Genomic DNA, 25,369 nt, shown 5'->3' with positions numbered 1-25,369 from the left:
ATAAGCAGGACACGCTTTTCGCGTGCGAATTAGAGACCCCTAGTACAAACATATAGGAGATAAGTATCAATGGCGAAAAATGCCGCAGAAGTGATCGCTTTCGCAAAAGCGAACAAGATTCTTTTCTACGATTTCCGTTTTACGGATATTAAAGGAGCTTGGCACCACGTTTCTTACCACGTAGATTCCGTAGACGAAACTACTCTTAAAGGACTTCCTTTCGACGGTTCTTCCATCCCTGCTTGGCAGCCGATCCATAAATCGGACATGCAGTTGATCCCTGACCCGACTTCCATCTTTTTGGATCCGTTCACTGCAGATCCTACTCTTGTAGTATTCTGCGACGTTTGGGACATCTATAAAAACCAAGCTTATGAGAAATGTCCTCGTTCCATCGCTAAAAATGCGGTGAAATATCTGAAAGATTCCGGGATCGGTGACACCGTTTATTTCGGACCAGAGAACGAATTCTTCTTGTTCGACAGCTTAAAGGTAAGAGACGCGATCAATATTCAGTATTATGAATTAGATTCTTCCGAAGGTATTTGGAACTCTCACACAGATATGCCTGGTTCTATTAACACAGGACACCGTCCAGGAACCAAAGGTGGTTACTTCCCGGTAGCTCCTGTCGATTCTCAAGTGGATCTTCGTGCGGATATCGTTAAGACACTTCACAAGATCGGAATGGAAACTTTCGTGGTTCACCACGAGGTTGCTCAGGCTCAAGGAGAGATCGGAGTTAAATTCGGAACTCTTATCGAAGCAGCGGATAACGTTCAAAAACTGAAATACGTTGTTAAGAACGTAGCTCATAAATGGGGAAAAACCGCAACCTTTATGCCTAAACCTCTTTACGGAGACAACGGTAACGGTATGCACTGCCACCAATCCATTTGGAAAGACGGCAAAAACCTATTTGCAGGAAACGGATACCAAGGCTTAAGCGAAACCGCTATGAATTATATCGGTGGAGTTCTGAAACACGGAAAAACCGTAGCTGCTTTCACTAACGCATCCACTAACTCTTATAAGAGACTTCTTCCAGGATTCGAAGCTCCTGCGATCTTAGCTTACTCCGCTCAGAACCGTTCCGCTTGCGCGAGAATTCCGTTCGTAAGCGGTGAAAAAGCGAAACGTGTCGAGTTCCGCTTCCCGGATTCTTCTGCGAACCCTTATCTTGCATTTGCTGCATTGCTTATGGCGGGACTTGACGGTATCCAGAACAAGATCGATCCGGGACCACCTCGGGAAGAAGACTTGTTCGAACTTTCTCTGGATGAGATCCGCGAGAAGGGAATCCAACAAATGCCTCACACTCTTAGAGAAGCAGTCGAGCATATGTTGGCAGGTAAAGAAATTTTCAAAAAAGGAAACGTATTTACCGAAGAGTTCATCCAAACCTACAAAGCCTACAAATTCGAAACCGAAATTTGGCCTTGGGAAGGACGTCCTCACCCGTTTGAGTTCCTTACAACTTATTCTTGCTAATCGTAAGAATACGGTATGGATTAAAAAACCTCGAGATGTTCTCGGGGTTTTTTATTTTTTGTACTGAAGGATCTTAGTTCACTCTTTGTTATTTTAAACTATTTACAGGTTAAAATACATTCTTCTCATTTTATTTCCGTTTACCCGTTGTTGACAAATGCGATAAAGTTAAAAGCATAGACATCCAATAGTAGATGGAACTGGCTAACGGATATCTCCCAATGAACAATAATTTTTTAAATCAACCTAAAATAAAAAGAATAACAGAAATTATTCTTAAGGCTGTTCCATTTTTTGTCATCGTATGGGCTGTTTATTTTGCTAATAAAAACAAGTTTTTACAGGATGATGCGTTCATTACGTTTAGATATTCGGAAAATTTTGTGAACGGGTTCGGAATTGTATTCAATATCGGAGAATATCTTGAAGGGTACACAAATTTTCTTTGGATGTTGTTTGTGTCGTTAGGAATCCTGTTTAAACAGGCTCCTGAGAATTTTTCGATTCAATTGGGTTTGTTTTTCTATTCAGGTTCTTTATTAGTCTGGTATAGAATAGCAAAATTACTATTTAAATCTAACACTTTTCATATTGTTGGATTTCTGTTTATATTAGGTTTTAATTATTCTTTTTCTTCTTATGCGACAGGTGGACTGGAAACTTCCTTAATTACTTTTTTAATTAGTGTTACCGCCTATCTTACTTTGCGAACTTATGATCAACCGAAGTTTTCGGCTTTATCTTTGATTTTTTTGAGTTTTACTCTTTCTTTATTGTTTTTAACTCGAATGGATGCCGGTTTAGTCGCCATAGCAACAGGTATATTTTTATTGTTTAAAGTAAGAAATCAAGGGCGTGAATTATTTCGCTTTCTATTTTTAATAAGTTTTCCCTTCGCAATTATCGTTGGTTTGTGGTTTCTCTGGAAATTAAAATATTATGGGCATATTTTTCCGAATACTTTTAATGCTAAAGTAGGCGGCAATAATACGGACAGTCTACTCGCAGGAATCGAATATTTTCATCTATTCTTTTCTATATACTCACTTGGCCCTTTTTTAATATTAGGGATTATATTAGCGTTTTATAAATCGAATTTTAAAGCCTATTCCTTTCTCGGGTATTTGGGATCGTTAGTCGGATTGACTTCTTTATATATTATTTGGGTCGGTGGAGATTTTATGGAATTCAGGTTTATGACTCCTATTTTACCGCCAATAATTTTAGCTTTGTTCCTTATTTATCGGGAACAGGCAAGGCCCAATTTATTAATTGCCTCTATCTTAATTGCAACCAGCGTTTCATCATATTATTTTCGATTGCAAGATAGATTTTTTCTAGAACCTATTTCTAATTTTTCCGGAATGGAAACCACTCGTATGCTGGAAAAACATTTGAAGTCTCCGTTTGAAAATTGGAGCTCGATCGGTAAAAAATTCGCCGAATATTTTGGGAACTCGCAAGTTCGTTTGGCGGTAACGGCTGCTGGGGCGATTCCTTACTATTCGAAACTTTATACTTTAGACATGCTAGGATTAATGGATTCGAATGTCAGAAATCCGGATAAGTTCCTCACGAATGAGAGATTGAAGAGTGGTCATAAAAGATTTTCCAAAGTAAGTTACTTGAAGGAAAAGAAAATTAATCTGGTTATCAGCCATCCCATTATTAACTTAACGAATGATTTTGTAGATCAGTTTCCCGTGGAAGCGTACGTTATAAGTTCAAGAATGCCTAATTTAAAGATGAAAAGAGAAGTGGTTTTAAGGGAATTTTTCCCGCATATTTCTGATGAAGAAATGCAAAGTATACAATCTTTCAAATTGCTTTGGATTCCGATTAATGAGTCAATCAAAGTCCTTACGATCTATTTAAATCCCTCGGAAGACATTGATAGAAAGATCGCGGAAAATAACTGGGAATTAATTCAACTTTGAGTTCCTCTTCTTTTAACTAGATAAAGAAGAAGTTCCGGTTGTTTTTAAGGGATCTGATCTAAATTCGGTTTATCGGCTTCCGGATATTTAGCCAGGTATTCTCCCACAGTTTCTCTTTTTTTAGTCAATCTTTCCCTATGGTCGGAAATGATCTGACCGAAATCTAATTTGCCTGTGATGATCTCGTATCTTTCCGTTTCCATGGTACCTAGATCCAGATCGTAATCTATCTCGGAAGCCTGGTCCGCATATTTTCTGGCAGCTTCCCAGTAAGGAACAGCTTCTTTGTAAAATGAATCAGCTACCTCGAAGGACTGTTTTAGCTCGTGAGCGAAATCTAAATTATAGAAATATAAATGCCTTTTATCAAATTGAGAAGCGATCCTCATATAAGATCTCATGATCTGTAGATTCATATGCATGAAAATCAGAAGTCTGTATTTATGATATTCTTCTTCGTTTGTTACCCGGCAGAGTGCATTCCTGGGGTGACGGAATCTTTTTTGTAATCCTGCTTTTAAGAAGAATATGTTTCGCCTCAGTTCGTTCTCTTTATAATGAAGTTTGAGACCATACATTTCGTAATAATCTTCCAAAAACTTCGGTTCCCATTTGTGGAGTTTGTATGGGACCCAGTCCGAAAACTTGGTATATACACCATTCTTCTCGTATTCGTAATTATAATCCAGGTCCGGTTCCGTGCTGATGGAGACAGGGATAGAATTCAATTTTTGTAAAGTAGGGGAGAATAACAGAAAGACTAGGGTGGTAATTCTGGCTAGAATTTTGGTCTTTCTCGACATACTACCTAATTCTATCGGCCATTTCTTACAATCCTGGAAGGGAAAAGAAGTTCCGGAACATTCTACTTTAACAGAGGTGATTCTATCTTGTTGTACAGAATGGTTGATTTTGGGGTCGAAAAAGCCACTACGGAGCAAGAAATCTGGGAAAACATCAATTAAATTGTTTACAAAATCTGTTAAACTTTTATATATGTCCGTTATATTGGATTTTATCCAAAATAAGGGACTCCATATATGTTAAAAAATACAGTTACAAGCCCTCCGAGTCGGAACAAAAGATATTCACTTTTACCGGTCCGATTCTTTTTGTCTGTCGGACTCTTAGGATTCGGAACTCTTTGGGCCCAGGGGCTAGAGCCCCCTAAACAGGAAACGGTGACACAGGCCGAGACCACTCCTTTGAAAGCGCCTGCCGCCGAAGAAAAACCTTCCACCCCTTCTACCCAAACTCCAGCTACGACTGCTGCTCCTGCGGGGGATACAAAGGATAAAGATAAGGAGAAAGCACCTGCCGCTCCATATAAAAGTCCATGGAAAGGTAAGTTAGAGGGGGAGTTACTCGGAACTTTACTCTTAACTCCGGAACACCAAGATGCAGTGAAAAAAAATTCTAATCTATGGATTACGGATAATCTTCGTTTCGGTTTACAGATTCGTCCTAGATTCGAAAATTTTAATAATCAGGATTTCGATAGATCCACAAACGATTCCAAGAACTACGTCACTCAAAACAGCCAGTTCTGGACCCTTTTGGATATCAATGAGTCATTCGCGGTAAAATTGACCATCCAAGATACTCGTTTATATGGGCAATACAAGGATCCGAGTGGAACAGGATACGGACCAACTTCTTTTACGAATTCTATTGGAACGGCTTATGCACCCGGAAGCACGGTGCCCGTAAAAAATAATACGGATATCCGAGAAGCTTATGTGATCTGGAAAGATTTCCTTCCTTATACCAAACTGTATCTAGGTCGTCAGGTTTTTTCATACGGAGATTCTCGGATCATAGGCGCTCGTAACGATAGTCAGATCGGTAACTCTTTTGATGGGGTAAGAGTTACATTTGATACCAAAACCTGGTCCACTCATGCAGGTTATACAGTTCTTGCAGAAGAGAGTAACGGTCCGAACGGATTTGTGACTGCAAATAATCAGAAAGTCGGCGGAGCAAAAGCTCTGAACGATACGTATCTCGCTTTCTTATATAATACTTGGAAACCTTCCGAAGAACTCGTAGTCGATCTATACGAGATCGGTGTTATCAAAAAGTATAATACTACTACAGCAACCGGACCTCTTGTAGATCCGAATGAGAGAACGAACGGTCGAGACAATCTTTTCACTACCGGTATTCGTTTAAGTAATAGAACCGCTTCCGGTAGAAGTCTTCCTGTAGGAAAATCCTGGGACTGGGGAGTGGAATATGCAGCCCAGACAGGAAGTACCGGTCAAACGATCGATGCTTCTTGGGACATATTGAATACTACGATCGGAGATGGAGCGAACAAACATGCTGCCTATAAGGAAACAGTTCAGCATGACGCTTCCTTCTTCTTGGCTCAAACAGGTTATAACTATAAAGGTTTCCGAGTAGGAGTCCAATTCGCAAGAGCTTCCGGCGATCCGAATAGAACCGATGGAAAATCCGCAACCTGGGATCCTTTATTTGCCACAAGATCGGGTGGATTCCCTTATTTCGATTCAGGGAACGGTATCGCAAACTCAGCCTTTTGGTCGAATGTAAGAACTTCTTCCATTCATATTCAGTACTATGATGATACTTGGGGAAGATTCATTTTCGCGATTTACGATATTCGAAAGGATAAGGTTCAAGACGCGTGGTATGACGGTAACCGCAACGCAGTTACGGGAAGCACGGGGTACGATGCAAACGGAGACTTTGTAACGAATAAGACGGTTACCGGAAGTACTGAAAATTATGCCAATAATCCTTTCCTGAAAAATTGGCAACCAGGGCACAGGCTTTTATTGGAATACGACCTGATTTATATCAAGAAGATCGGCGACTACTTCTCTATCTGGGCCGGAGCTACCGTTCTTTATGCGGGAGATGCGATCAAAAACCAAAAACAATTCAATATCGATAAAAATAGTACCTATTTTTCACTTACTCTTCAGTTTGCCATCTGAATCGGGTAAACCCTCGAGCCCGGCCTTTTTTTGAGAAAGGATCGGGCTTTTTCTATCCTTTCCCCCTTTCCGCTCGTCCAAACAAGTACAGACCAAATCTAGGGGTTGTCACAGATCCGGGAATTCAGGATTGACCATACTTTTAGAAATCGCAACTTGGTTTCGAAAGTTATGGTGTCGATAATGAATCTTAGGAGAAAGAGAAATCCTATTTAGGTCTAATCGTCCATCCCATGAAGAAAATTCGGATCCTTCTCTCTCCAAAATTTAGGCTTAGAGCCGGACTTTTCATATTCTTCTTTTTTCTAACGAACTCATTACAAGCCCAATCCCAGGCTGTCTCAGAGTCCTGGATTTCCTCTTTGAACAGATGGCTAGAAACCGGTATCTCTGGTTCCGAATTCGGATTTAATTCCGCGATCTTCCTGGTATTAGGAGGTCTTTGTGCAAGCCTTCTTCCTTGCGTTTACCCTTTATACCCGATTACTGTAGGAATCATCCAGGCAAGGGGGGAAACCGCCACGAACAAAATGTTCCATCCATTGGTGTATTACACCGGATTGGCGTTCATGTATTTTTGTTTCGGACTCGTGGCAGGAATTTCGGGAGGAGCCTTCAACACGGTACTTAGATATCCCGGAACAAATTTATTTTTAGCGGCACTTATTTTTTTACTAGGACTTGCTTCATTAGGATTTTTATACTTACCGATCTTCCCGAATAAAGAATGGAGAGGTTGCCAAGGTTGGAAAGGCACCTTCCTCTTGGGAATGGGAGCAGGTTTTCTTTCTTCTCCTTGTGTTGGACCGATCGTCGTTGCTATTTTGATCCAAGTAACTGCCGGAGTCCAAAGTATCAGTATTTACTCGTTGGCCGTTTCCTCTTTCAAGATGGCATTATTCGGACTTGGTCTTGGGTTACCGTTTTTGTTTTTAGGAGTGTTTGGGCTTTCTCTTCCTCGCGGAGGTAAATGGACTAGATGGATTCAGTTTGTCTTGGGATTCGTGGTTTTTTATTTTGCATGGTCTTATTACAACAAAGCAATGCAATTATGGTCGGTTCCTTTCGATTTGAGTCTTTGGATCTTAGCTGCAGCCTTTGGGGTTTTGATCACCGCATATTTTTATCAACCTAAGTCGCTTCTTCGTACCGAAAGAATGAAGAAGGCGCTACTTCTCACGGGACTGATCTGTTCTAGCGCGATCCTGATCCGACTTGCCGGTTGGGGAACAGTTCCAGGCGGGACCAAGAAGGATTTGGTGGAAGAGCATGGAAATTTAGAATGGCATCGAATTTCCGAGACTGCATTTGAGACGGCTCGTAACGAAGATCGTTTGGTATTTGCGGACTTTTACGCGGATTGGTGTTCTAATTGTAAGGCCTTCGAGGACTTGACCTTATCCGATATGAATTTGAACCAGGCCCTAGGGAAAACGATCCTCCTAAAGATCAAGGATGATGATAAGGATTTTATAATATATGAGAACGATCCTAGATTTCCCGAATTAAAGATCGGTCTTCCTTTTTTTGTGATCTTCTCTTCGGACGGGAAGGTCCTTTTTAAAACTACGAATTACTTAAACACGGCGGATATGATCCGCACCATCAAAGGTGAGAAGTTCCACGCCTCGGGGGAGTGAGGCGCAGAGATTTTTCACACAGAGACGTGGAACCGGAGAGAGGGATTAATTTCGCACGGAGGCCACTGAGTTCACAGAGAAATGTGATGTAGGAATTCCAACACGGATTTGGAAGAAAGCCTCTTGTTGACTAAGGATGGATTTTGTGATAAGGAGGATCAGGTTTCCCGCGAGCCACTCCCCCCAATCCCAATGCAGGGTGGGGGTGAGCCTTTTTCCATGTAGGAGTTCCAACAAAGTTATTGATTTCACTTCTGGGAATTCTTACGGTTGTGAACTCTTTGCAAAATTATTGAATTAAGCCGGAACAGGTTCCTTCTCCCAGAGTTTCCATTTCACTAAGAAGTAAATACCGACTAGTATGATCGCGATAGATACATACTGAGATTGTGAAAATCCATGCCAATAGTATCCGTTCAAGAAGGTAGTAGTCTCTCCGGTTGCTCCTGGAATGTTTGATTGGACCGGAGGATCGAAAAATGGGATCACTGCCTTATTCACTCTTAAGAATTCGATACCTAATCTTGCGATTCCATGTAGGATCAGATATTGAGCGCCTAAACTAAATCTTTTGAAGTTCTGGAACCTGGCCCACTTTTGGAAGTAGACGAAGAATAGAAAAGATATAACCGATTCCATGACCGGAGTATTCCAAACGGGAACCCCGCTTGGGACAGCGCTCGTAGGCCAGTAGGTGAATGTTAAAATTGGAATGTCCGCATGCGTTGCGAATCCGTAACAGCCGTCTCCTGAAACAAAACATCCCAATCTACCGATCGCATATCCTAATGCCATACTAGGAACCGCTGCATCCAAATAAGCTTTTATATCCAATTTGTTTTGGATCATATACAAGCTGATGAATAAGATCCCGAATAAGAATCCTCCGTAAAATACCAAACCGCTGCCGGAGAATAAACTGGACCAAAGTCCCGGGCGACCGGGAAAACCGTCAAAGTGAGTGAGTGGATATAAGTATTTTCCGTCGAAACCCGGAGTATCTACAAAGATTTGGTCCCAGATCTCAAAGATAAAAAATACCTTAGCACCGACGAATGTTCCGAAAACTCCTAATATCAAAAGCCAATCCGCATGGGTCGGATCCAAATGTTTTCTTTCTAATTCTTTGGGTAAAAAATAAGAAGCCGCTAAAAATGCGATGACTACTAAAATGCTGAATGTGGAAATTCCTTCCCAACCGCTACTTATGTATTTCTGGACGAAAGGTACGAGTCCGGGAATATCTATGACTTTATACATGGTTCCTTCTTTGGATCTTTTTTCCCTTATATTCGTTCCCCGAATCGGGAAAGTTTCGGAGAGATTAAAAATTATTCCATATTTACGAATTCTGCCGGGTCCATAGGAGGATCATAACCTATATGAACCTCATAATGCACATGAGGCCCTGTGGCTTTCCCTGTGGAGCCTACATTTCCGATGTGCTGGCCTCTGGTCACTAATTGTCCTTTTTCTACTAAGACGACGGAACAGTGACCATACACCGTATAAAATCCGTTCAAGTGGTTGATACGAATACTTTTTCCAAGCCCTCCTGCGGATTGTCCATTATCTTCTATCACACCCGGAGCAGTTGCGTAGATAGGAGTTCCTTCTCCTGCTGCAAAATCGATCCCTGAGTGGAACTCTCCCATCTCCACTAGACCGAAAGGATCCACCCTTCCTCCGAACGTGGAAGTCACAAATCCTACTCCCGGTTTCAAAGGCCGACCTCTCGGCATAGCGTATAAAATGGATTCTCTTTCTTCCAAATAATCAAATGCGTTTTGGAATGCATGTTTGATCTTGTATAATTCGATATTTCTTTCTGCAAAACCTTCCACCGTATCGGAGTATAGATCCATGTTAGTCGAAGATTCCGGAATATGTTTCTTTAAACTAAATTCAGGTACGTAATCAAATGTGAGAATTCTTTTCCAAGGAACTTCTTCCCAAGCGACTAGGTTCAACTGCTCCGTCTTTTTTTCTAATCCGGTAATTTCTTTCTTAGCGTCTTTGAGAAGAGAGTTATAATAGAGAAAGAGTCCCACATTATTATCAGTCTCTCGGATCAACTCACGATTCGGTACGAAAAAGAAGTTCATGTAGACCACGAAAGCGCTCGCAAGCAGAAAAAGTAGAACGGAAAGTACTCCCAAGAATGCTGCCATAAAAACACTTAGCTCCACATTCAGAACAGCTTCGTGATCATGAGGCACGAGTAGGAAAGAAATTTTCCGAGACCCTTTTTCTTTGATTTTTAGCCAGGAAGAACGAAAGCGAAGATACTTGATCTTCAGCCTTTCTGCGGCTTTGGGGCGGTCTTCGAACTTTGCCTCGTTGTTCATAGATTTTTACTTGCAGGTAGGGGTCCGACAGGGATTATAGGACTTAACTATCCCATCATATGAAATTTCTGTCCAATCTCTTCAAGAAAAAAATAGGATCCGTCGACGACATTCTTATTTATCCGGAGGGACGGAGATTTTATCGGGATTCACATCCGATCCGCAAGACCATGATCGACGAGGATGCTGTTAAGATCATCCATCGTCTCCACAAATTCGGATACAAGGCCTATATCGTAGGCGGAGGAGTGCGGGATCTTCTCTTGGGACGCAAACCAAAAGATTTCGACGTAGTCACAAACGCGACTCCGAATCAAATTAAAAAAATCTTTAATAACTGCCGTATCATCGGTCGCAGATTCAAGATCGTTCATATTCTTTTTAAGGGAAAGGTGATCGAGGTCAGCACTTTTCGTTCTCTTCCGGAACATCGTTTCGAAAAACATGTGGAAGAGCAGGACTATCTGATCAAACGAGACAACAAATTCGGAACGCCTCAAGAAGACGCTGCACGAAGAGACTTTACCATCAACGCGTTATACTATGATATCCGTAACGATTCCATCGTGGATTATGTGGGCGGATACGAAGACATCCAAAGTAGACAACTCAGAGTGATCGGAAATCCGGATATTTCTTTCAGAGAAGATCCTGTCAGAATGTTGCGTGCAGTTAAGTTTGCAGTTCTTCTCGGCCTAAAAATAGACAAAGGGACTTCCAAGTCTATTAAGAAGAATGTCCACGAGTTGGAAAAAGCTTCTTCCTCACGAATGTTGGAAGAATATAATAAAATTTTCCGCACTTGGAGGACTTCTCTCATCTTCCAAGGTATGGCCCAAAATTCTCTTTTAGAAGTTCTGTTCAAAGAAGCTTTTGAGAAAGAAAGAAAGAAAAATCCGGATTTTGGGGACAAATTTTTAGAAACCAGAATCGGAAAACGTTTGGTGATCGCGGATAAATTATTGTCCGAGAGAGAGGAACTCACTCCTCAGATTTTCTATGCACTTTTATTTTCCGACCTCGCGGAAGAATCTTTAACGAAGAAGAGCGGGGGACACCTGGTCGCTTCTTTAAAACAATCCTTGGAGCCTATTTTTCAGAGATTAGGGACTCCTAAAAAAGATAAGGAAAGATTGATCAAGGTTTTCGCTTCCCAAGAAAGATTTACTCATACCGAGGACGATAAAGCTTCTCAAAATAATTTCTTCCGAAAGAAAGATTTTTTCTACGATGCATTTTATGTCTTTAAGATCAATGGGATCGCGGACAATAATGATCAAGCCTTGCAATCCGCATTTTTTTGGGAAATCTCCCTCCGAAAAAGACCGGTTTTACCGAATAGTATTGGCGGCGGAGGCCGAAAAGAGAGAGAAGGCCGTCCAAATAGAAACCGGAAAGAAAGAGAAGGCGGTGGTGGCAGATTTAAGGATCGTAATAAAAAGGGCCGTCAAAACGGGGAAGGCTCGAAGCCGCAACCGGAAGCAAATTCGACGGATTCCGATTTTACCGACTCAGAAGACTGATATTGATCTATTCGAAGGATTGGATCACGAATTGAAGACTGGTTTTCCCTTTGAAAGTGTTCTCTTCCAAACAACCCCAGAGATCCAACTCACCTTTTTCCCTTAACGATTGGGAGAACTCTTCCGCCTTATTCCAGATAATTGCTTGGATGGATTCGGAAGACGACAGAATCTTAAACCTTGCATGTTTGCCGTCCGACAAAGGACGATAAGAAAGTATTCTCGCACCTTTTACGGAAAGTAACGGCGCTGGATTTTCCATTCCGAAAGGTTCGAATAACCCAAGCTCTGTATATAAATTTTCTCTTAATTCTTGAGGACGGAGACTCACGATACTTTTAGTTTCTTCGTGGAGGCTGGAAACTTTTTCGGATTCCAACCAGTTTCCCGCTTCTTGGAAAAGGATTTCTGCTAACCTAGGGATCTGATCTATGGAAAGAGAAAAACCTCCGGCTTCTTTGTGGCCTCCGAATTGATGAAACACATTCTCCGCTTTTTTGAGAAGGTTTAGTACGTTCTCACTGCCGTACGCTCTTACACTTCCTTTAGCATGTCCATGATCCGGTGCGATGAATACTACGGGTCTTTTGTATTGTTCCACAAGTCTTGTGGCTACGATCCCGGAAACTCCGGGTTCGAAATCAGGTTCGTAACAGAAAAGGATGGGTCTTTCCGTTCTTTCCCTTTTTCTTTTTAGAAAACCTTCGACCCGGAATAGATTTCGTTTGGTTCTTTCTCTTCTTTCTTCGTTTAATTTTAGAAGGTTCGTTGTAAGAGATTCCGCTTCCTGCTGTGAGTTGGAAAGAAGAAGCCCGAGGGCCGCTTCCGTTTTCTGCATTCTACCTGCAGCGTTCAATACCGGTCCTATGCTCCATCCCAGATCTCTAGAGAGTACCTTCTTCTTATCTAGATCCAATTGAGAGAGAAGTTTTTCCAAGCCGGGACGATGTGAAAAATCGCCCGTTTTGATCTTTTGTAATGTGGAACATCCTTCCTTAACGATGATCCGATTTTCACCCACCAGAGGCATCATGTCGGTGATCGTACCGATAGAAGCAAGGTCTAAATTTTTTAGAACCTGCTCCCAGATCGCTGGAGAAGAAGAGATCTGAGAATGGAAAACTTCCCTTTCCGGAAATTGAGTCTTGGAAATCGCGGACCAATCTATAAAATTTCCGGAAAAATGTTTTTCGGCTTCCGACTTATCCCCTTTAAAAAGTTTGATCCCGTTTTTTACGAGTGATCCGCTGAAAAATGTCTCTCCATCGGGGATCCAGACCAAAGAATTATAATGTTCTAATGTAGTATAAAGCCAGGCTGTGATCAGTTTCCAAGCGATGACGGAAGTGCAGATCTTTTCGGTAGGATAGAGAGAATCTCCTCTTTTAGGAGAGATAAGCTTGCAAGAAGAAGGTATTCTGTCCGGTATTTCGTGGTGGTCTAATACCACTACCTGCATTCCTTCCTTATTCAATTCTTCTATTTCTGCGCTGTTACTTGTTCCGAAGTCGAGAGTTACAAGTAAGTCCGGTCGAACCTCTCTCACATATTTCATAGCAGGTTCGCAGAGGCCGTAATCTTCTTCACTGGAAGTTTTTACGTTCAGTTTTCCAGGATGTATTTCTCGTAAAAAATTGGCTAGTAAGCTAGTGGAGCAAACTCCGTCGCTGTCTCTATCCCCATAGAGTAAGATCGATTTTTTTTCCCGAACGGCCGATTGGAGAATACGGATAGATTCATCCATGTCCGGCAATAAAAACGGAGAAGGAAGATCCGCAATCGTTTCGGTCAGGATCTTGGAAGGATCGGAAACTCCTCCGAACTTTGTCCCGAATACATGGTATTGGAGGGGGGTCAGGCCTTGGATGGAAGATTTTGGTAGGTTTTGAAAATCCGGTCCATGCTGGGGCATAATTACATGATACAATTTCCGCTGAATTTTGCCCCTGATTCGATTTCCAGATCCGGGGTGCGAACATCACCGACTAATTTTCCGGTCTTGCGGACGGAAACTTTGGAGGCAGCACTGATATTTCCTTTTAGGTCTCCCTCTATTTCCAAGGTCCCGGTCTCGATATCTGCCTCGACTCTTCCGGTCTCTCCCACGATCAACGAACCCGTGGTCTCAATGGTGCCTTTGAATTGGCCCTTGATCTTTAGCGCGTTATTGAAACGTAGTTTGCCTCGGAATTGGATGTCTTCCCCGATAATCGTGTCTATAGATTCTTCACTCATGAGTCTCCATTCTCGGACCCCGATCGGACCTTTCAAATGTTTTTCGAAGACATAAATCTGTTTTTTTGGGTTCGCACAGAGCTCACGGAGGGCACAGGGAAAAGGGACTACCGGATGTAGGAGTTCCTACAAAATAAACTCTCCGTGATCTCAGTGTTCTCCGTGCGAAACGAACTAGAACGCTGCGACTAGAATTGTTTCGATCTCGTTTTTAGGAAGTTCCCTAGGAAGAGAATCCAAGAAAGGAAAAGAAGAAGCAAGACTTGCGATCCCTGGCAGATCTATCTTACGCACCTCGTATTCGGAAAGCCTTTGCGGTATCTTAAGTTCGATATAAATTTTACGGATCCCTTCTACCGCTTTGATGGCCGCCTCGATTACAGAAATATTGGTGATGTCCTCGTCCAAGGCCTTTGCGATCATAACGTATTTTCCGGCGGAGGAAGTGAGGTTGTATTCCATCACGTGGGGAAGAAGAATGGACATTGCCTGGAAAACGTCCAGGTTCGTTAGGTTAGAAGCAGCCAATGAAAGTGCATAACAAAGTCCTAATGAACTGGAAGAATGGGACATCCCCACAAGAAGGCTCGCACCGAAGATCGCGTTTTTATACTGTAGGTTTTTAGGGTCCCTGATCGCAGGCACAAGATTCTTATAAATGATCTCTATCGCACGAAGGGAAGAAGAGTTTGTGAGTTCGTTGGAATATTTGGAAAGAATACTATCCACTGCGGCCGCTAAAATTCCAACTCCAACTTTTGCCACGTCGGCAGAAGTCATAAAACTACTGATCTTGGCGTCGGCGATCACCATCTCCGGAAAAAGAAATTCATTCGAGTAATAACGAACAGTCCTATCGTCATCCATGTATACTGTGGCGGTCGGGGAACATTCCAATCCCATTACAGGATGAGTAGGGATCAGAATAAGAGGGATCGGTTTTTTCAGCCTAAGATTTTTTTTCAGGATAAAAACGTCTTCAGCGAATGCGTCGTTATTCGCAAGTAGAGCGACTAACTTTGCCATATTCAAACTTTCGTAAGAACCGTAACCTATGATACAATTTGCGTTGGAGATCCTGGCAAAGTAGGCGGCAGTATCTAGTTCTTTTAATGTTGGCTCCTTCTCTATATTGTCGTAGAGAATGACACCGTCTATATGTTTTTCTAGAGAAGTTTTGATGATGGAGAACTCGTCCATATTCTCCAACTCGCTTTGAGTGGAAAGAATGACCGCACGATTGCCGATATTTTTGACGAAGTTCCCCATTTTAAAACCGCAATCGACTTCAAAATGGATTTTGGTGGGAAAACTAAAATTGATCCAGTCAGGGAGTATCGGCATTTTGTGTCGTTCTCCCTTTTAATTGAGAGGAAGTATGAAAAATCCGGAATCCAAGGGAAACAATTCCGGATTTAATTATGGATTAACGGCCTAAAAAGGATTCTGCGATACGATCAGCTACTGCGTTTAAGATCTCAGGGCTGAGATTATCGTAATCTCCGTTCTTTAATTTTTCCTTCACTTCTTTCAGCTTGTTAGAACGTTCCGAATCCACCGGACTTGCTACGATCTTTTGTGCGATCGTTTGCACTTCCGCTTGGATACGAGCTTCCGAAGCCTTTTGTTTTGCCGTGTCGGAAATAGAAATATTGTCGAATGATTCCTTAGATTCGGTTTTGCGTACAGGAGTCGACTTACGTGGCTCGTAAGATCCTCCACCAATGCCGCCAATTTTATCGATAGTCATGGGTTTTCCCTCTCACTCCAAAGTATCGGCATCTCCGACACGTCCGTTAAGCATTTTTTTAGGATTTGTATAGATTAGCACCACAAATTCTCCCTTTTCCGGGAATTTCAGGGATTCCAGCGTCTGAACGGGTTCTATTTTCAGGATTTCTTCATGGATTTTGGTTAATTCCCTTCCTAAAAGGATCGGAGAATTTGGAAAAATTTCGCGGATAGCAGACAAGGTGTCTCGGATCCTATGGACCGATTCGAAGATGGTAAGCACCCCTTCGAAGTTTTCCCATTCCTTGAGCTGGTTTCTTTTTTTGCCCTTCTTCTCTGATAGAAAACCTAAGAAGAGAGAAGGTTGTACCTGCCACCCGGAAACGGAAAGCATGGAGGTGAGAGCGCTTGCTCCCGGGATCGGAACGATCGGAATATTCTCCTCTCGTAAAATTCGAACTAGTTGGGAACCGGGATCGGAGACTCCGGGAGTTCCTGCATCCGAGACCAGGGCCAAAGTTTTCCCGGATTTTAGATCTTCTATAATACCTTTATAAGGTTCGGTTCCTTGGTCCTTGTATAAGGTCCTTGTCTGGGTGGAAATTTCGTAGGTTTGGAGAAGTCTTCTGCTATGTGAAGAATTTTCGCAATAGATAATATCCACCTGTTTAAGAACTTGGACCGCTCTGAATGTGATATCTTCTAAATTTCCAATCGGGGTGGCGACAACATAGGCGGTACCTGGTCGGACGATAAATTTAGAAGTCGGAGCTTCGATCATAGATTACAACCCGGCGGAGATTCTCCCGCTGGGCAGGCGCAACCGGTAGCTGCATTTCCCTTAGTACAAGGATTACAAGCGGTTCCGACAGGACAAAGAGATTGGGTGGAAGCAGAACAGCTTGCCACAGTACATGCAGTAGGATTACAACTGGTATTGGTCCCGCAATGATCCGGATAGATGGAGCTACATCTTGTGACCGGAGTGGACATATTCGAAGTGATCCCAGTATTCAATAATGCTCTTAATGTAAAAGTATAAACCTCACATTTTTGGAACATCTGCACAGGCGAGAATGGCTGCAAATTTTCGATCGTATGAGTTACTACATTGGATGTGGAAGCTTGGACCGCTAGCTGAGGAAAAGAAGGTTGGACCCCGTTTTCCAGATATAGATTTGCGTTACTGATGGTTTCTCCCGCGGAAGGAATCGCAAAAGTGATATAAAGATTATAACCTACGAATTGAGGTTCCAGGTTGGTAATATAATATTTCAGATCGTATTCAGGCCGATGCGAATCTAGATTATCATACTTAGCAGTTATGGAAAAAATCTGGGGAACACCCACCGGTGTAAGGAACACATAAGGAGACTGGGTTACATCGGTATTCGTTCCGCAAGAGGCGAAACATATAAAAAACGAGAATAAAACCGCCTGAACGGCAGGGTTTTTTAGGTTGCCCATCTTTAGGGTCTGTTGGATTCTAAATTTACAACCCACAAGGATAGAATTCGACCTTGGAGTGGTCTTACAACTAAAAAACTGAGGCTTCCTCACCGTGACTAGAGTTCGAACATTATTAATTTCCGTAGTTTTTGTAGTATTCTTCATTTTCTTATTGGTAGTCCTATTTTGGACCGACGACGACAAATCCGAATCCAAAAATAAACAAAGCGAAGCGGAAACATTAGCCAGTATTTTTGCCGGAGGATCGGGATCTACATCCGGGCGTTCTGGTTATGGAAAAACAGGCGCAGATCCTTCTTTATTCGATTCCGACTCTGCTTTTTTCAAAGCGGGAAAAGCGGAATATCGGGAACCGGAAGCGGGGGAGCCTTCTTCCGAAAATAAACCGGGAGCGCCTATTGCCGATTCGGATAACCCTGTAAATCCTCAAACAGGAAAACCGTATACAAACGAAGAGATGGAAAGATTTGCTCAGTTAAAGGAGAAGTTTCCGAATAACTCGCTTCTTCCTAGCCGGATGAGCCCAGCGGAAAAAGAACAGAGAAAAGTATTCGAACAAAGAGTGTCCGAAGCTACTAGAGCAGTCTTAAGCCGTACCGCATCCAAGGAGCAAACGGTAACGTATTACGATTATATGGAAAAACAATCCAAGGATAGATTGGAGATCGTAAAATACTTGGTGGATCTGCAGAAAGGTTCCGGAGATCCAGAACAAGAAAAGAAATTAGAGACCATCCAACAAACTATGATCCAACAATTGGAACAAGTGCAGAAGGATAAACAAAGAGCTTACGAACAAGCCGGACTTTAAAAAGAGATCTCGCTCAAGATCGGAAAACGGAAGCTGGATTTAGGATCCAAACCGTATTCGTCCAAATGAAAAGAAGGCGGAAGCCTTTCTCTTTTCCATTGGCTTGCGGAGAATAATTTTAGAAATTTCTTTTTGCCTTCCTCCGCTTCTTTGGGATCGGACCATTCTTGGGATCCTAAAAGATGATCCGGAGATTTTCCGAGGAATACAAAATTCCTTTCTAATTTTTGGAGAAGAGGGTAAGGCATTAAGTCCTTCTCGTCTTCTTGTTTTTCCGAAAGCGGCTTTAGTTCGGCGGTAGGTTTGGCATTGAGAATTTCTTCCAGCGATTGTATTCGAGGAAGAATAATATCTTTTCCTTCATAAACATTCTTTAACCAAGAAAGTAAAAATTCCTTACTGACTCCGGTGAGTGGTGCAACGGAACCGGAAGAATCCCCATCCATTGTAGTGTATCCTACGCTCGCCTCACTTCTATTTCCCGTTGAAAGCAGAAGATGGCCATTCAGATTGGCAAGTAACCAGATTAAAGGAGACCTGACTCTGGCTTGGATATTTTGTAGCGCAAGATTATGTTCTTTCCAGTTCGGAACAAGACCTTTGACGGCGGAAATTTTTTCCAACATGGATTTTACTTCCGAATCCACAGTGATCTCTGCATGAGTAAAACCTAATTCTTCCGAAAGTTGTTTTGCGGAATTTTTAGTTTGTTCGGAGTTATTTTCCGTTCCTTGGAAAAGTGTGAATAATAGATTTTTAGGATCGAATCCTAAGGATTCCAAATATTTGGGTCCGAGTTCTTTTTCGGAGAATAGGATTGCCGCCTTTACAAGAAGTGCACAGGTAGCGCTATCCGCCCCGCCGGAAAGTGATAATGTATATCCTTTTGTTTTGGATTTGATCAGATAGTCGAATAGACCAAGAGAAACGGCTCGGGTAAAATCATGAAATAGATCCGACTTGGAAACTTGGACAGAATTATTAAAGTCCTTTTGGGACCTGAGAGGCTGGATCTCTATTCTTTGCAGACCTTTTCCTCTGGATCTAAATTCTCTTGTGCCGGAAGATCTAAAATTCCTTGCACGATTGGATCTAAGTTCGGTGGAATCGAGATCTAAATGAGTACTTTCAAAATCCGTAAAGTGAAGTTTGGGGCCTTCTTCTTTTATATTTCCGTCTACGATCCCCATACAACCGCCTTCGAAGATCAAACGGCCTGACTCGTTTCCGTCTAAATTCGCATATAGGATCGCCGTAGAAGAATTTCTGGAAGACTCGGAGAACATTTTTTTTCGGATTTCTTGTTTTCCCAAAGCAAAGTGAGAAGCCCCCGGAGAAAGAATAAGATCCGCTCCTGCTTCTACCAGGTATTGTCCTGGTCGTGTTTGGACCCAGGAATCCTCACAGATTTCTATTCCGAAATTAAAATCAGGACTTTCAAAAAGGATGGAGCCGAAAGGAAGTTCCGATCCATCCGGAGTGATCGCATAATTTCTGGATTCTTCGCCCTTTGTGAACCATCTATTTTCGTAATGTACTCCTGTTTGTGCTAGGTTCTGTTTCGGGACAAGACCAAGGATTTGCCCGTTCTGTAATACCGCCGACACATTAAATAGATAAGGACTTTGGAAAAACGGAAGCCCGACAATTACTGTCTTACCGGAGCTAGCCTTCGCGATCTCTAAAAGACTTTTCCAAGACTGTTCCCAAACCCAAGGAAAATAAAAAGTGTCCTCACAACCGTAACCGGAAATACAAAGTTCCGGAAAAAGGATGAGAGAAGAATTTTGATTGGCCTGGATCGCAGACAGGATCTTTTCTCGATTTCCTTTAAAATCCAGTGCGGTCGTTTTTAAACTTACGGCTGTGCAACGGTAGACGGACATTTCACTCCTAGTATCCTAATATCGGGACTTGAGAAAAGGATTTTTTGTTCCGCACGGAGTTCACAGAGTGCGCGGAGTGCGGGATGTAGGAGTTCCAACAACGCTCGTTAAACTCAATTCCTCTGTGTTCTCAGTGCTCTCTGTGCGAACCGATCTCCAAATATATCCTTTCCGCTGCACCTCTGCCTGTTTCCACAAATTGGCGATTGGAAAAACGAATGGCTTCTTTTCTTTCGGCGCTTAATTGTAGTATTTCTAAAACTTCTTCTTTCGTGCGGATAATAAATAACCCGCCTCTATGATTGAGTTCAATCGCTTCCGGAGCATGGTTGATCCTAGGACCGCTCAAAAGTGGAAGTCCGAAATAGGCAGGCTCCAATACATTATGCACTCTATTATGTATCGCTCCTCCTACGTAGGCAAAGTCCGCGGCTCTATACGCGTGCGCCAAGATCCCAAGCACATCAAATAAGATGACTCTGGAAGAAATCGAATCAAACTCCCTCCGAGAATACAAAGTATAATCCGGAGTGAAACTTTTGATCTCCGATTCCAACTGTGTGATCCTTGTTGGATCCGTTTTATGGGGGAAGATCCAGAATGCGGTATTTTGGAGAGAAGGTTCCTTTAAAAGCGGAAGTAGTAGTTTTTCACAAGGCTCGTATGTTGATGCGAGTAAAAATACCTGAGAGAAAGGATAATTTTTGGGTTTTTTAAATTCTCTTTGGCTTGTTTCTATTTTTTGGATTACAGAATCGAATCTGGAATCTCCAAGTGTTTTGATGAATTTTTTTGGTCCGAGTAATTCTTTGAACTTCTCTTCCCCGGAAGAATGAGAAGTGAGAATTTTATCGAATAAGGAAAAGGCCGCTTTATAGAATTTTTTTTGGACAAATCCTTTTGGAGAAGTAATCACGGCTGAAGCAAGGACGGTCTGGATCCTTCTTCTTTTAGCGGCTAAAAGTAAATTAGGCCAACGATCCCAAGCCATACATACTAAAACATTGGGAGAAAATTTATTAAAGATAAAATTATAACTCCAAGGAAAATCCAAAGGCAGACGAAATTTCAGATCCGCCGGAAACGCCTCTAAACTGGAATCTCTTACGGAATCGGAGAATACACTTTGGAGAAGAAAAGTTTCCGGTTCCTTCTTCTTATATACTAAAGCAAGCGCCTTACATTGGTCCAGTTCTCCAACCGAAGCCGCGTGTAGCCAGACCACTTTTTGTGCTTTAGGTGCGAAAGGGTAGGAAAGTATCCTTCTCTTATCTTCTTTTCTGATTTTGAGAAAATTTTTTGCGCTCGGGAGGAAGAGTGAGAAAACGAAAATCCAGGGCCAAAGAAGGATCGTCAAAATCCGATACGTTATTAGCATAGTGGTATGAGATCTCCCCTTTTTGTATTCGACCTAATGGATACCTTGATCCAGGACCCATTTCATCTGGCATTAAAAGAACTTTTAGCCAGAGAACATTGGGAAGATTTTAAGAACGGTCGGGAAAAGCAAGCCTTCTTGGATTTTGAAATGGGAAGAATCGAAGAAGAGGATTTTTTCCGTAGATTCTATTTGGATTCTCATAAGGACAAGGGACTTCCTCATCCCAAGGATTTGAAGGAGAAGATGTTTTCTAAGATCAATCCTATTTCTGAAACTTTGGGGATCGTAAAAAGCCTCAAGGGCAAAGGTTTTTCCGTGGTTCTTGCGAGTAATTATTCAATTTGGTACAAAGAAATCCTGAAATTTCCGGAGATCGGGGAAATTCTTCATTCTCTGGATGCGATGTATTTTTCCTGCGAGATGGGTGTGAGAAAACCTGCCCAAGAATATTACCAATGGATAGAGACCGATTTCCCGGGAAAAGATTATGTGTTCGTAGATGATAACCCCACAAATGTGGAAGTTGCAGGTTATATGAACTGGAATGCGTTTAAGTTCAATCCTAAAAGACCGGAAGAGCTAAAGGATTTCCTTACAGAGCAGTACCCCAATTGTCTTTGATATCCGCTCCCGGATACGATTCTTCTCTGCTGTCTATGAGTATCCCCAATCGGTCCATGTAAAAATAAAATTCACCCTTGGGTTGGAAAGGATTCGGCTTGATCCGGATGGAAACCAACTCTAAAGGAAAACGAAGAGATTGGTTCAGTCTGATATTTTTTGCAGGCACAGCAATTTTGGTCTCTATCCTTTTCCAGCCGTCGAATTTCAGATCTCCCAGTTCTAGAACGATCTCTTTGGATTTTTTCTGATGGAATACCAACTCCAAAACCACGTTATAATTATTGGAATAAGCCCAGAAAAACACGCGGGTTGGAATTCCGATCGGAAGACGGATCGGCTCCTTAGGGCGGATCTCCAGATGTTCATGTTTTGGATTTTCGAAGAATGTTTGGACCATCATGGATCTGTATTCTTCTTTTGGAGAAGCCTTGTACAATTCTCTTTCTTTCAAGAATGCGGGAGAGTCGGGGATTTGGGAAACATAGTCTATCCTATTTAAGAAGGATACTCCTCGGTACACTTCCCAAGGTCTTTCTCCTTCGAATGAATCCACTAGAAAAAGATTGTAATGCTTCCAATCGATTAATACTTTTTCTAATTGAAGGACTCTACTTGCCTCATCCTGGTCCCGTTTGACTGGAGGTGCCCAGGTAGCTTTAGGAAGGATCCAAAAACTTAGGCAAAAACAGAATAGAAAGGTCCGGGCCACTCTAGATCTTTCGGTAGATTTTACGGATCTCCTAATAAGAAGCCGGGTTTTTTGCCCAATTCTCGGGTTTTCCGGGCCGATAATTCAATCAGGTATTTTATGAACCGGGATATTCTCAAAGTCCTATTGAGCGGATTACTCATCCTGCTACTTGGATCTCTTGCATTTTATTTATATGTGGAGAGGGAGCGGATTGCCGCTTGGTACAAGGATAAAAACGTCCAAGTAGAGGAGAAGTCCCAACCGGAACGTACCATACTCACTCCCGAAGAAGTACCTGACGGAAAAGATCTATCTTCTCCGAACCAAAACTTTGACTCCGATTTTTCCAAACCCAAGGATACGGTTACCGAACCTTCTTCCCAACCGTTGCCAAAAGACTATGAGGTTCCGGGTTTAGGAAAGGAGAAGAAGGATACGAAGGACTCAGTTTCTACAAAAACTTCAGAGAAGCCCGAAAAAGTTTCCGAAACTTCCGATCTTCCTAGAAGAGAAGAAATGGAACGCCATAGAACAAAACAAAGGGATGAAAGTGTAGTAGAATACGACGACGGTCCTAAACTGAAAAAAGAAAAACGTCATTCTAAAAAGTACAAGAAAAGAAGGACGGCCCATTCTTCCGTAAATGCTAAGATCAGTTCTTTGGAAAAAAGAGTAGGACGTTTGGAAAAAAAACTGGGAATGAAAAACGGGTCCCCCAAGAAAAAAAGTAAGATGTCTTTACGCAAACGTGTGGAGATCCTGGAACAAGAAGTTTCCGGTCTGAAAAAGAAATCCAAGTCAGAATAGTTCCCTATAAAGTCGTGGGAGTTTCAGAAAATTATAAAACGATCATGCAAGAACTGGAGTCCCTAAAACAATTAGGAACTCCAACACTCATCGCAGTTTCCAAATTCCAACCCAAAGAAAAAGTACAAGAAGCGATCGCCGGAGGAGTGATCCATTTCGGAGAAAACAGGGTCCAAGAGGGGATTGAAAAATTTTCGGACTTGGGAAAACCGGAAAAGGATTTTATACTACATCATATAGGTCCCGTTCAATCTTCTCATATTCGAAAGTACGCAGGATTATATTCTTTTGTGCATGGAGTAGGTTCACAAAAAATTTTACAAGAATTGAAAAGAAGAATGGATGGGGACCGCTGGAAGATACGGTATTTCCTACAAGTCAATCTAACAAAGGAAGATACAAAGTCGGGATTTTCGAAAGAAGAAGTCCTGGCCCTTCTTCAAAAAAAAGAAACTCTCAGTTCGGAATTCTGTATATTAGAAGGATTTATGACCATGGGCCCAAGCTCCGGAGATCCGGAAGAAACCCGCAAGGTATTCCAAGAGATGGCTAAGATCCGAAAAGAATTTTATCCACAAGGAAAATTGTCCATGGGAATGTCCGGTGATTACAGAATTGCATTGGAAGAAGGTAGCGATTATCTTAGAATTGGGACCGCAATATTCGGAGAAAGAACATGAAATATAATAAGATCGGTATCATAGGTTGCGGAAATATGGGAGGAGCGATTTATCGTTCCCTTCAATCTAGAAAGATAGATGTAATAGGTTTTGATCCTTATCTAGACCCAAAAAAAGCGCAAGGAATGGTTCTGGAATCGGATTGGTCCCAATTCCAAAAGAAAGCGGATCTTTTGATCTTAGCTGTAAAGCCTGCGGAGGTTTCTAAAACTCTTAGATCCTTGGAAGCTCCGAAGGCGATTCTTTCCGTAGCGGCGGGAATTGATACTAGGATACTTTCTTCTTCCGCTCCTAACGGATCCAAAGTGGTCCGTATTATGCCGAACCTTCCTATTTTAGTGGGAAAGGGAGCTTTGGGCTACTATGGAGACAAGGAATTATACGAAAGTCTGCGGGAGATCTTCTCTCCTATCTCTTATTGTTTGGAACTTTCCAAAGAAGAATTATTAGATGCGGTAACCGGTCTTTCCGGTTCAGGGCCTGCCTACGTACTTAGGTTTATCCAAAGTTTGGCAGAAGGTGGAGTTGCCTCCGGTTTGACATATTCTCAAGCGTTGGAACTTTCCATACAAACCGTGATAGGTGGTGCTGAATTACTGGCAAAAGAATTGGAAAAGGACCCAGATACTCATCCGGAAGTTTTGAAAAACAAAGTAACTTCTCCCGGTGGAACAACGATCGCAGGTTTGGAAGAGTTGGAGAAGAATAAATTCCCTTTTGCTGTGATCTCCGCAGTGAAAAGAGCAACAGAACGTTCTAAAGAGTTAGGAAACTAAATAGAAAGGATTAGCAAATAAGAGATTTGTTTCTTTTTTATTAGGAAAGAGTAGAAAAGGTAGAAATTAAACGTCTCTTTGTCTACTTTTGAGGATAATGTTTGATGTAAAACGCTCTAGCGCGGACAGGATTCGAACCTGTGACCTTTGGGTTATGAGCCCAACGAGCTACCGGCTGCTCCACCGCGCGGCGTCTAAAACCATGTTTCCGTACCCCAGGCTGAAAGTCAAATGAAAAACCAAAAAGAGTTTGATTTCCCCGAGGAAAGCTTTTTGATGCTACTACCTCTTGCGGATCGACTTCACGGAAATTGTTCAAAGTCCGTAGGCGAAGAAACGGATTAGCGAAATAAATTATCTTTTCAATTTAGTATT

General features: G+C 42.1%; 22 protein-coding genes and 1 tRNA gene. 10 read left to right on the top strand and 13 right to left on the bottom strand.

Translation table 11 applies throughout. From position 1 onward, the window contains the following. Positions 1 to 69: 69 nt before the first annotated feature. Together glnA and AB3N61_RS10990 are read left to right on the top strand one after the other, a co-directional pair. A complete protein-coding gene (gene glnA, locus AB3N61_RS10995; protein ID WP_020770730.1) occupies positions 70 to 1,491 on the top strand; it encodes a type I glutamate--ammonia ligase in 1,422 nt (473 codons plus the stop codon). Between the two features lie 221 nt (positions 1,492 to 1,712). After that, positions 1,713 to 3,428 (top strand): hypothetical protein, encoded by a 1,716-nt coding sequence (locus AB3N61_RS10990; RefSeq protein ID WP_020770797.1) that lies wholly within the window; start codon positions 1,713 to 1,715, stop codon positions 3,426 to 3,428. 44 nt (positions 3,429 to 3,472) lie between these two features. On the opposite strand, the gene AB3N61_RS10985 is transcribed toward AB3N61_RS10990, so the two are convergent. Further along, positions 3,473 to 4,231 carry a hypothetical protein gene (locus AB3N61_RS10985; protein WP_020770858.1) on the bottom strand — a complete coding sequence of 253 codons (759 nt, stop codon included), beginning with the start codon at positions 4,229 to 4,231 and terminating at the stop codon, positions 3,473 to 3,475. 237 nt (positions 4,232 to 4,468) lie between these two features. Here AB3N61_RS10985 and AB3N61_RS10980 point away from each other — a divergent pair, with 237 nt between their 5' ends. Both AB3N61_RS10980 and AB3N61_RS10975 read left to right on the top strand, forming a co-directional pair. Beyond that, on the top strand, positions 4,469 to 6,391 hold the full coding sequence (locus AB3N61_RS10980; RefSeq protein ID WP_020770765.1) for an alginate export family protein: 1,923 nt from the start codon (positions 4,469 to 4,471) through the stop codon (positions 6,389 to 6,391). Positions 6,392 to 6,624: 233 nt separating this feature from the next. Further along, positions 6,625 to 8,031, top strand: a complete 1,407-nt coding sequence (locus AB3N61_RS10975) for a cytochrome c biogenesis protein CcdA (RefSeq protein WP_367897580.1) — start codon at positions 6,625 to 6,627, stop codon at positions 8,029 to 8,031. Between the two features lie 297 nt (positions 8,032 to 8,328). Here the strand turns inward: AB3N61_RS10975 and AB3N61_RS10970 are convergent, their stop codons facing one another. Beyond that, the gene (locus tag AB3N61_RS10970; protein WP_020770874.1) at positions 8,329 to 9,291 is read right to left on the bottom strand and encodes a prolipoprotein diacylglyceryl transferase; all 963 of its coding nucleotides are present in this window, start codon (positions 9,289 to 9,291) and stop codon (positions 8,329 to 8,331) included. Positions 9,292 to 9,362: 71 nt separating this feature from the next. Continuing rightward, positions 9,363 to 10,379: a M23 family metallopeptidase gene (locus AB3N61_RS10965; protein ID WP_020770816.1), complete on the bottom strand. Its 1,017-nt coding sequence runs from the start codon at positions 10,377 to 10,379 to the stop codon at positions 9,363 to 9,365. A 59-nt stretch (positions 10,380 to 10,438) separates the two neighbouring features. Between AB3N61_RS10965 and pcnB the strand changes: the two genes are divergently transcribed. Then, on the top strand, positions 10,439 to 11,902 hold the full coding sequence (pcnB, locus tag AB3N61_RS10960; RefSeq protein WP_036090346.1) for a polynucleotide adenylyltransferase PcnB: 1,464 nt from the start codon (positions 10,439 to 10,441) through the stop codon (positions 11,900 to 11,902). A gap of 7 nt (positions 11,903 to 11,909) precedes the next feature. Here the strand turns inward: pcnB and recJ are convergent, their stop codons facing one another. The 6 genes from recJ to AB3N61_RS10930 form a co-directional block, all read right to left on the bottom strand. Further along, positions 11,910 to 13,814, bottom strand: coding sequence for a single-stranded-DNA-specific exonuclease RecJ (recJ, locus tag AB3N61_RS10955; protein ID WP_367899089.1), 1,905 nt, complete (start codon positions 13,812 to 13,814; stop codon positions 11,910 to 11,912). Positions 13,815 to 13,816: 2 nt separating this feature from the next. Continuing rightward, on the bottom strand, positions 13,817 to 14,137 hold the full coding sequence (locus AB3N61_RS10950) for a bactofilin family protein (protein WP_010515397.1): 321 nt from the start codon (positions 14,135 to 14,137) through the stop codon (positions 13,817 to 13,819). 174 nt (positions 14,138 to 14,311) lie between these two features. Next, positions 14,312 to 15,481 carry an iron-containing alcohol dehydrogenase gene (locus AB3N61_RS10945; protein ID WP_020770822.1) on the bottom strand — a complete coding sequence of 390 codons (1,170 nt, stop codon included), beginning with the start codon at positions 15,479 to 15,481 and terminating at the stop codon, positions 14,312 to 14,314. 82 nt (positions 15,482 to 15,563) lie between these two features. Further along, positions 15,564 to 15,887 carry a flagellar biosynthesis anti-sigma factor FlgM gene (locus AB3N61_RS10940; protein ID WP_020770676.1) on the bottom strand — a complete coding sequence of 108 codons (324 nt, stop codon included), beginning with the start codon at positions 15,885 to 15,887 and terminating at the stop codon, positions 15,564 to 15,566. Between the two features lie 12 nt (positions 15,888 to 15,899). Continuing rightward, the gene (rsmI, locus tag AB3N61_RS10935; protein ID WP_367897579.1) at positions 15,900 to 16,649 is read right to left on the bottom strand and encodes a 16S rRNA (cytidine(1402)-2'-O)-methyltransferase; all 750 of its coding nucleotides are present in this window, start codon (positions 16,647 to 16,649) and stop codon (positions 15,900 to 15,902) included. After that, complete coding sequence (locus AB3N61_RS10930) at positions 16,646 to 17,335, bottom strand: LIC11073 family putative lipoprotein (protein WP_367897578.1); 690 nt, start codon at positions 17,333 to 17,335, stop codon at positions 16,646 to 16,648. Before AB3N61_RS10930 ends, rsmI begins: the two co-directional genes overlap by 4 nt. 94 nt (positions 17,336 to 17,429) lie before the next feature. On the opposite strand from AB3N61_RS10930, the gene AB3N61_RS10925 reads away from it, so the two are divergent. Continuing rightward, positions 17,430 to 18,149 carry an LIC_20245 family lipoprotein gene (locus AB3N61_RS10925; RefSeq protein ID WP_412758372.1) on the top strand — a complete coding sequence of 240 codons (720 nt, stop codon included), beginning with the start codon at positions 17,430 to 17,432 and terminating at the stop codon, positions 18,147 to 18,149. Here the strand turns inward: AB3N61_RS10925 and nadE are convergent. Then, a complete protein-coding gene (gene nadE / locus AB3N61_RS10920) occupies positions 18,146 to 20,035 on the bottom strand; it encodes an NAD(+) synthase (protein ID WP_367897577.1) in 1,890 nt (629 codons plus the stop codon). The genes AB3N61_RS10925 and nadE overlap by 4 nt on opposite strands. A gap of 130 nt (positions 20,036 to 20,165) precedes the next feature. Next, a complete protein-coding gene (locus AB3N61_RS10915; RefSeq protein WP_367897576.1) occupies positions 20,166 to 21,413 on the bottom strand; it encodes a 3-deoxy-D-manno-octulosonic acid transferase in 1,248 nt (415 codons plus the stop codon). Positions 21,414 to 21,419: 6 nt separating this feature from the next. Between AB3N61_RS10915 and AB3N61_RS10910 the strand changes: the two genes are divergently transcribed. After that, positions 21,420 to 22,037, top strand: a complete 618-nt coding sequence (locus AB3N61_RS10910) for a dehalogenase (RefSeq protein WP_367897575.1) — start codon at positions 21,420 to 21,422, stop codon at positions 22,035 to 22,037. Here AB3N61_RS10910 and AB3N61_RS10905 read toward each other — a convergent pair. Further along, positions 22,009 to 22,749: a flagellar filament outer layer protein FlaA gene (locus AB3N61_RS10905; RefSeq protein ID WP_412758371.1), complete on the bottom strand. Its 741-nt coding sequence runs from the start codon at positions 22,747 to 22,749 to the stop codon at positions 22,009 to 22,011. The genes AB3N61_RS10910 and AB3N61_RS10905 overlap by 29 nt on opposite strands. Before the next feature lie 99 nt (positions 22,750 to 22,848). Between AB3N61_RS10905 and AB3N61_RS10900 the strand changes: the two genes are divergently transcribed. From AB3N61_RS10900 to proC, 3 genes are read left to right on the top strand one after another with little or no spacing between them, the layout of a single operon-like run. Continuing rightward, positions 22,849 to 23,538, top strand: coding sequence for a hypothetical protein (locus tag AB3N61_RS10900; RefSeq protein WP_367897574.1), 690 nt, complete (start codon positions 22,849 to 22,851; stop codon positions 23,536 to 23,538). Between the two features lie 14 nt (positions 23,539 to 23,552). Next, on the top strand, positions 23,553 to 24,218 hold the full coding sequence (locus AB3N61_RS10895) for a YggS family pyridoxal phosphate-dependent enzyme (protein WP_367897573.1): 666 nt from the start codon (positions 23,553 to 23,555) through the stop codon (positions 24,216 to 24,218). Continuing rightward, a complete protein-coding gene (proC, locus tag AB3N61_RS10890) occupies positions 24,215 to 24,994 on the top strand; it encodes a pyrroline-5-carboxylate reductase (RefSeq protein ID WP_367897572.1) in 780 nt (259 codons plus the stop codon). Before AB3N61_RS10895 ends, proC begins: the two co-directional genes overlap by 4 nt. A 117-nt stretch (positions 24,995 to 25,111) precedes the next feature. Here proC and AB3N61_RS10885 read toward each other — a convergent pair. Beyond that, positions 25,112 to 25,184, bottom strand: a tRNA-Met gene (locus AB3N61_RS10885). Positions 25,185 to 25,369: the final 185 nt, after the last annotated feature.

This window comes from Leptospira sp. WS58.C1, assembly GCF_040833995.1.
GTDB classification, from domain to species: Bacteria; Spirochaetota; Leptospiria; order Leptospirales; family Leptospiraceae; genus Leptospira_B; species Leptospira_B cinconiae.
The sequence above is the reverse complement of the archived record's forward strand: the minus strand, read 5'-3'. Positions and strand labels throughout refer to the sequence as shown.

Excerpts from the sequence above, each read along its gene's own strand:
- glnA (WP_020770730.1), top strand. The coding sequence starts at position 70 with ATGGCGAAAAATGCCGCAGAAGTGATCGCTTTCGCAAAAGCGAACAAG.
- AB3N61_RS10990 (WP_020770797.1), top strand. The coding sequence starts at position 1,713 with ATGAACAATAATTTTTTAAATCAACCTAAAATAAAAAGAATAACAGAA.
- AB3N61_RS10985 (WP_020770858.1), bottom strand. The coding sequence starts at position 4,231 with ATGTCGAGAAAGACCAAAATTCTAGCCAGAATTACCACCCTAGTCTTT.
- AB3N61_RS10980 (WP_020770765.1), top strand. The coding sequence starts at position 4,469 with ATGTTAAAAAATACAGTTACAAGCCCTCCGAGTCGGAACAAAAGATAT.
- AB3N61_RS10975 (WP_367897580.1), top strand. The coding sequence starts at position 6,625 with ATGAAGAAAATTCGGATCCTTCTCTCTCCAAAATTTAGGCTTAGAGCC.
- AB3N61_RS10970 (WP_020770874.1), bottom strand. The coding sequence starts at position 9,291 with ATGTATAAAGTCATAGATATTCCCGGACTCGTACCTTTCGTCCAGAAA.
- AB3N61_RS10965 (WP_020770816.1), bottom strand. The coding sequence starts at position 10,379 with ATGAACAACGAGGCAAAGTTCGAAGACCGCCCCAAAGCCGCAGAAAGG.
- pcnB (WP_036090346.1), top strand. The coding sequence starts at position 10,439 with ATGAAATTTCTGTCCAATCTCTTCAAGAAAAAAATAGGATCCGTCGAC.
- recJ (WP_367899089.1), bottom strand. The coding sequence starts at position 13,814 with ATGCCCCAGCATGGACCGGATTTTCAAAACCTACCAAAATCTTCCATC.
- AB3N61_RS10950 (WP_010515397.1), bottom strand. The coding sequence starts at position 14,137 with ATGAGTGAAGAATCTATAGACACGATTATCGGGGAAGACATCCAATTC.
- AB3N61_RS10945 (WP_020770822.1), bottom strand. The coding sequence starts at position 15,481 with ATGCCGATACTCCCTGACTGGATCAATTTTAGTTTTCCCACCAAAATC.
- AB3N61_RS10940 (WP_020770676.1), bottom strand. The coding sequence starts at position 15,887 with ATGACTATCGATAAAATTGGCGGCATTGGTGGAGGATCTTACGAGCCA.
- rsmI (WP_367897579.1), bottom strand. The coding sequence starts at position 16,649 with ATGATCGAAGCTCCGACTTCTAAATTTATCGTCCGACCAGGTACCGCC.
- AB3N61_RS10930 (WP_367897578.1), bottom strand. The coding sequence starts at position 17,335 with ATGGGCAACCTAAAAAACCCTGCCGTTCAGGCGGTTTTATTCTCGTTT.
- nadE (WP_367897577.1), bottom strand. The coding sequence starts at position 20,035 with ATGTCCGTCTACCGTTGCACAGCCGTAAGTTTAAAAACGACCGCACTG.
- AB3N61_RS10915 (WP_367897576.1), bottom strand. The coding sequence starts at position 21,413 with ATGCTAATAACGTATCGGATTTTGACGATCCTTCTTTGGCCCTGGATT.
- AB3N61_RS10910 (WP_367897575.1), top strand. The coding sequence starts at position 21,420 with ATGAGATCTCCCCTTTTTGTATTCGACCTAATGGATACCTTGATCCAG.
- AB3N61_RS10900 (WP_367897574.1), top strand. The coding sequence starts at position 22,849 with ATGAACCGGGATATTCTCAAAGTCCTATTGAGCGGATTACTCATCCTG.
- proC (WP_367897572.1), top strand. The coding sequence starts at position 24,215 with ATGAAATATAATAAGATCGGTATCATAGGTTGCGGAAATATGGGAGGA.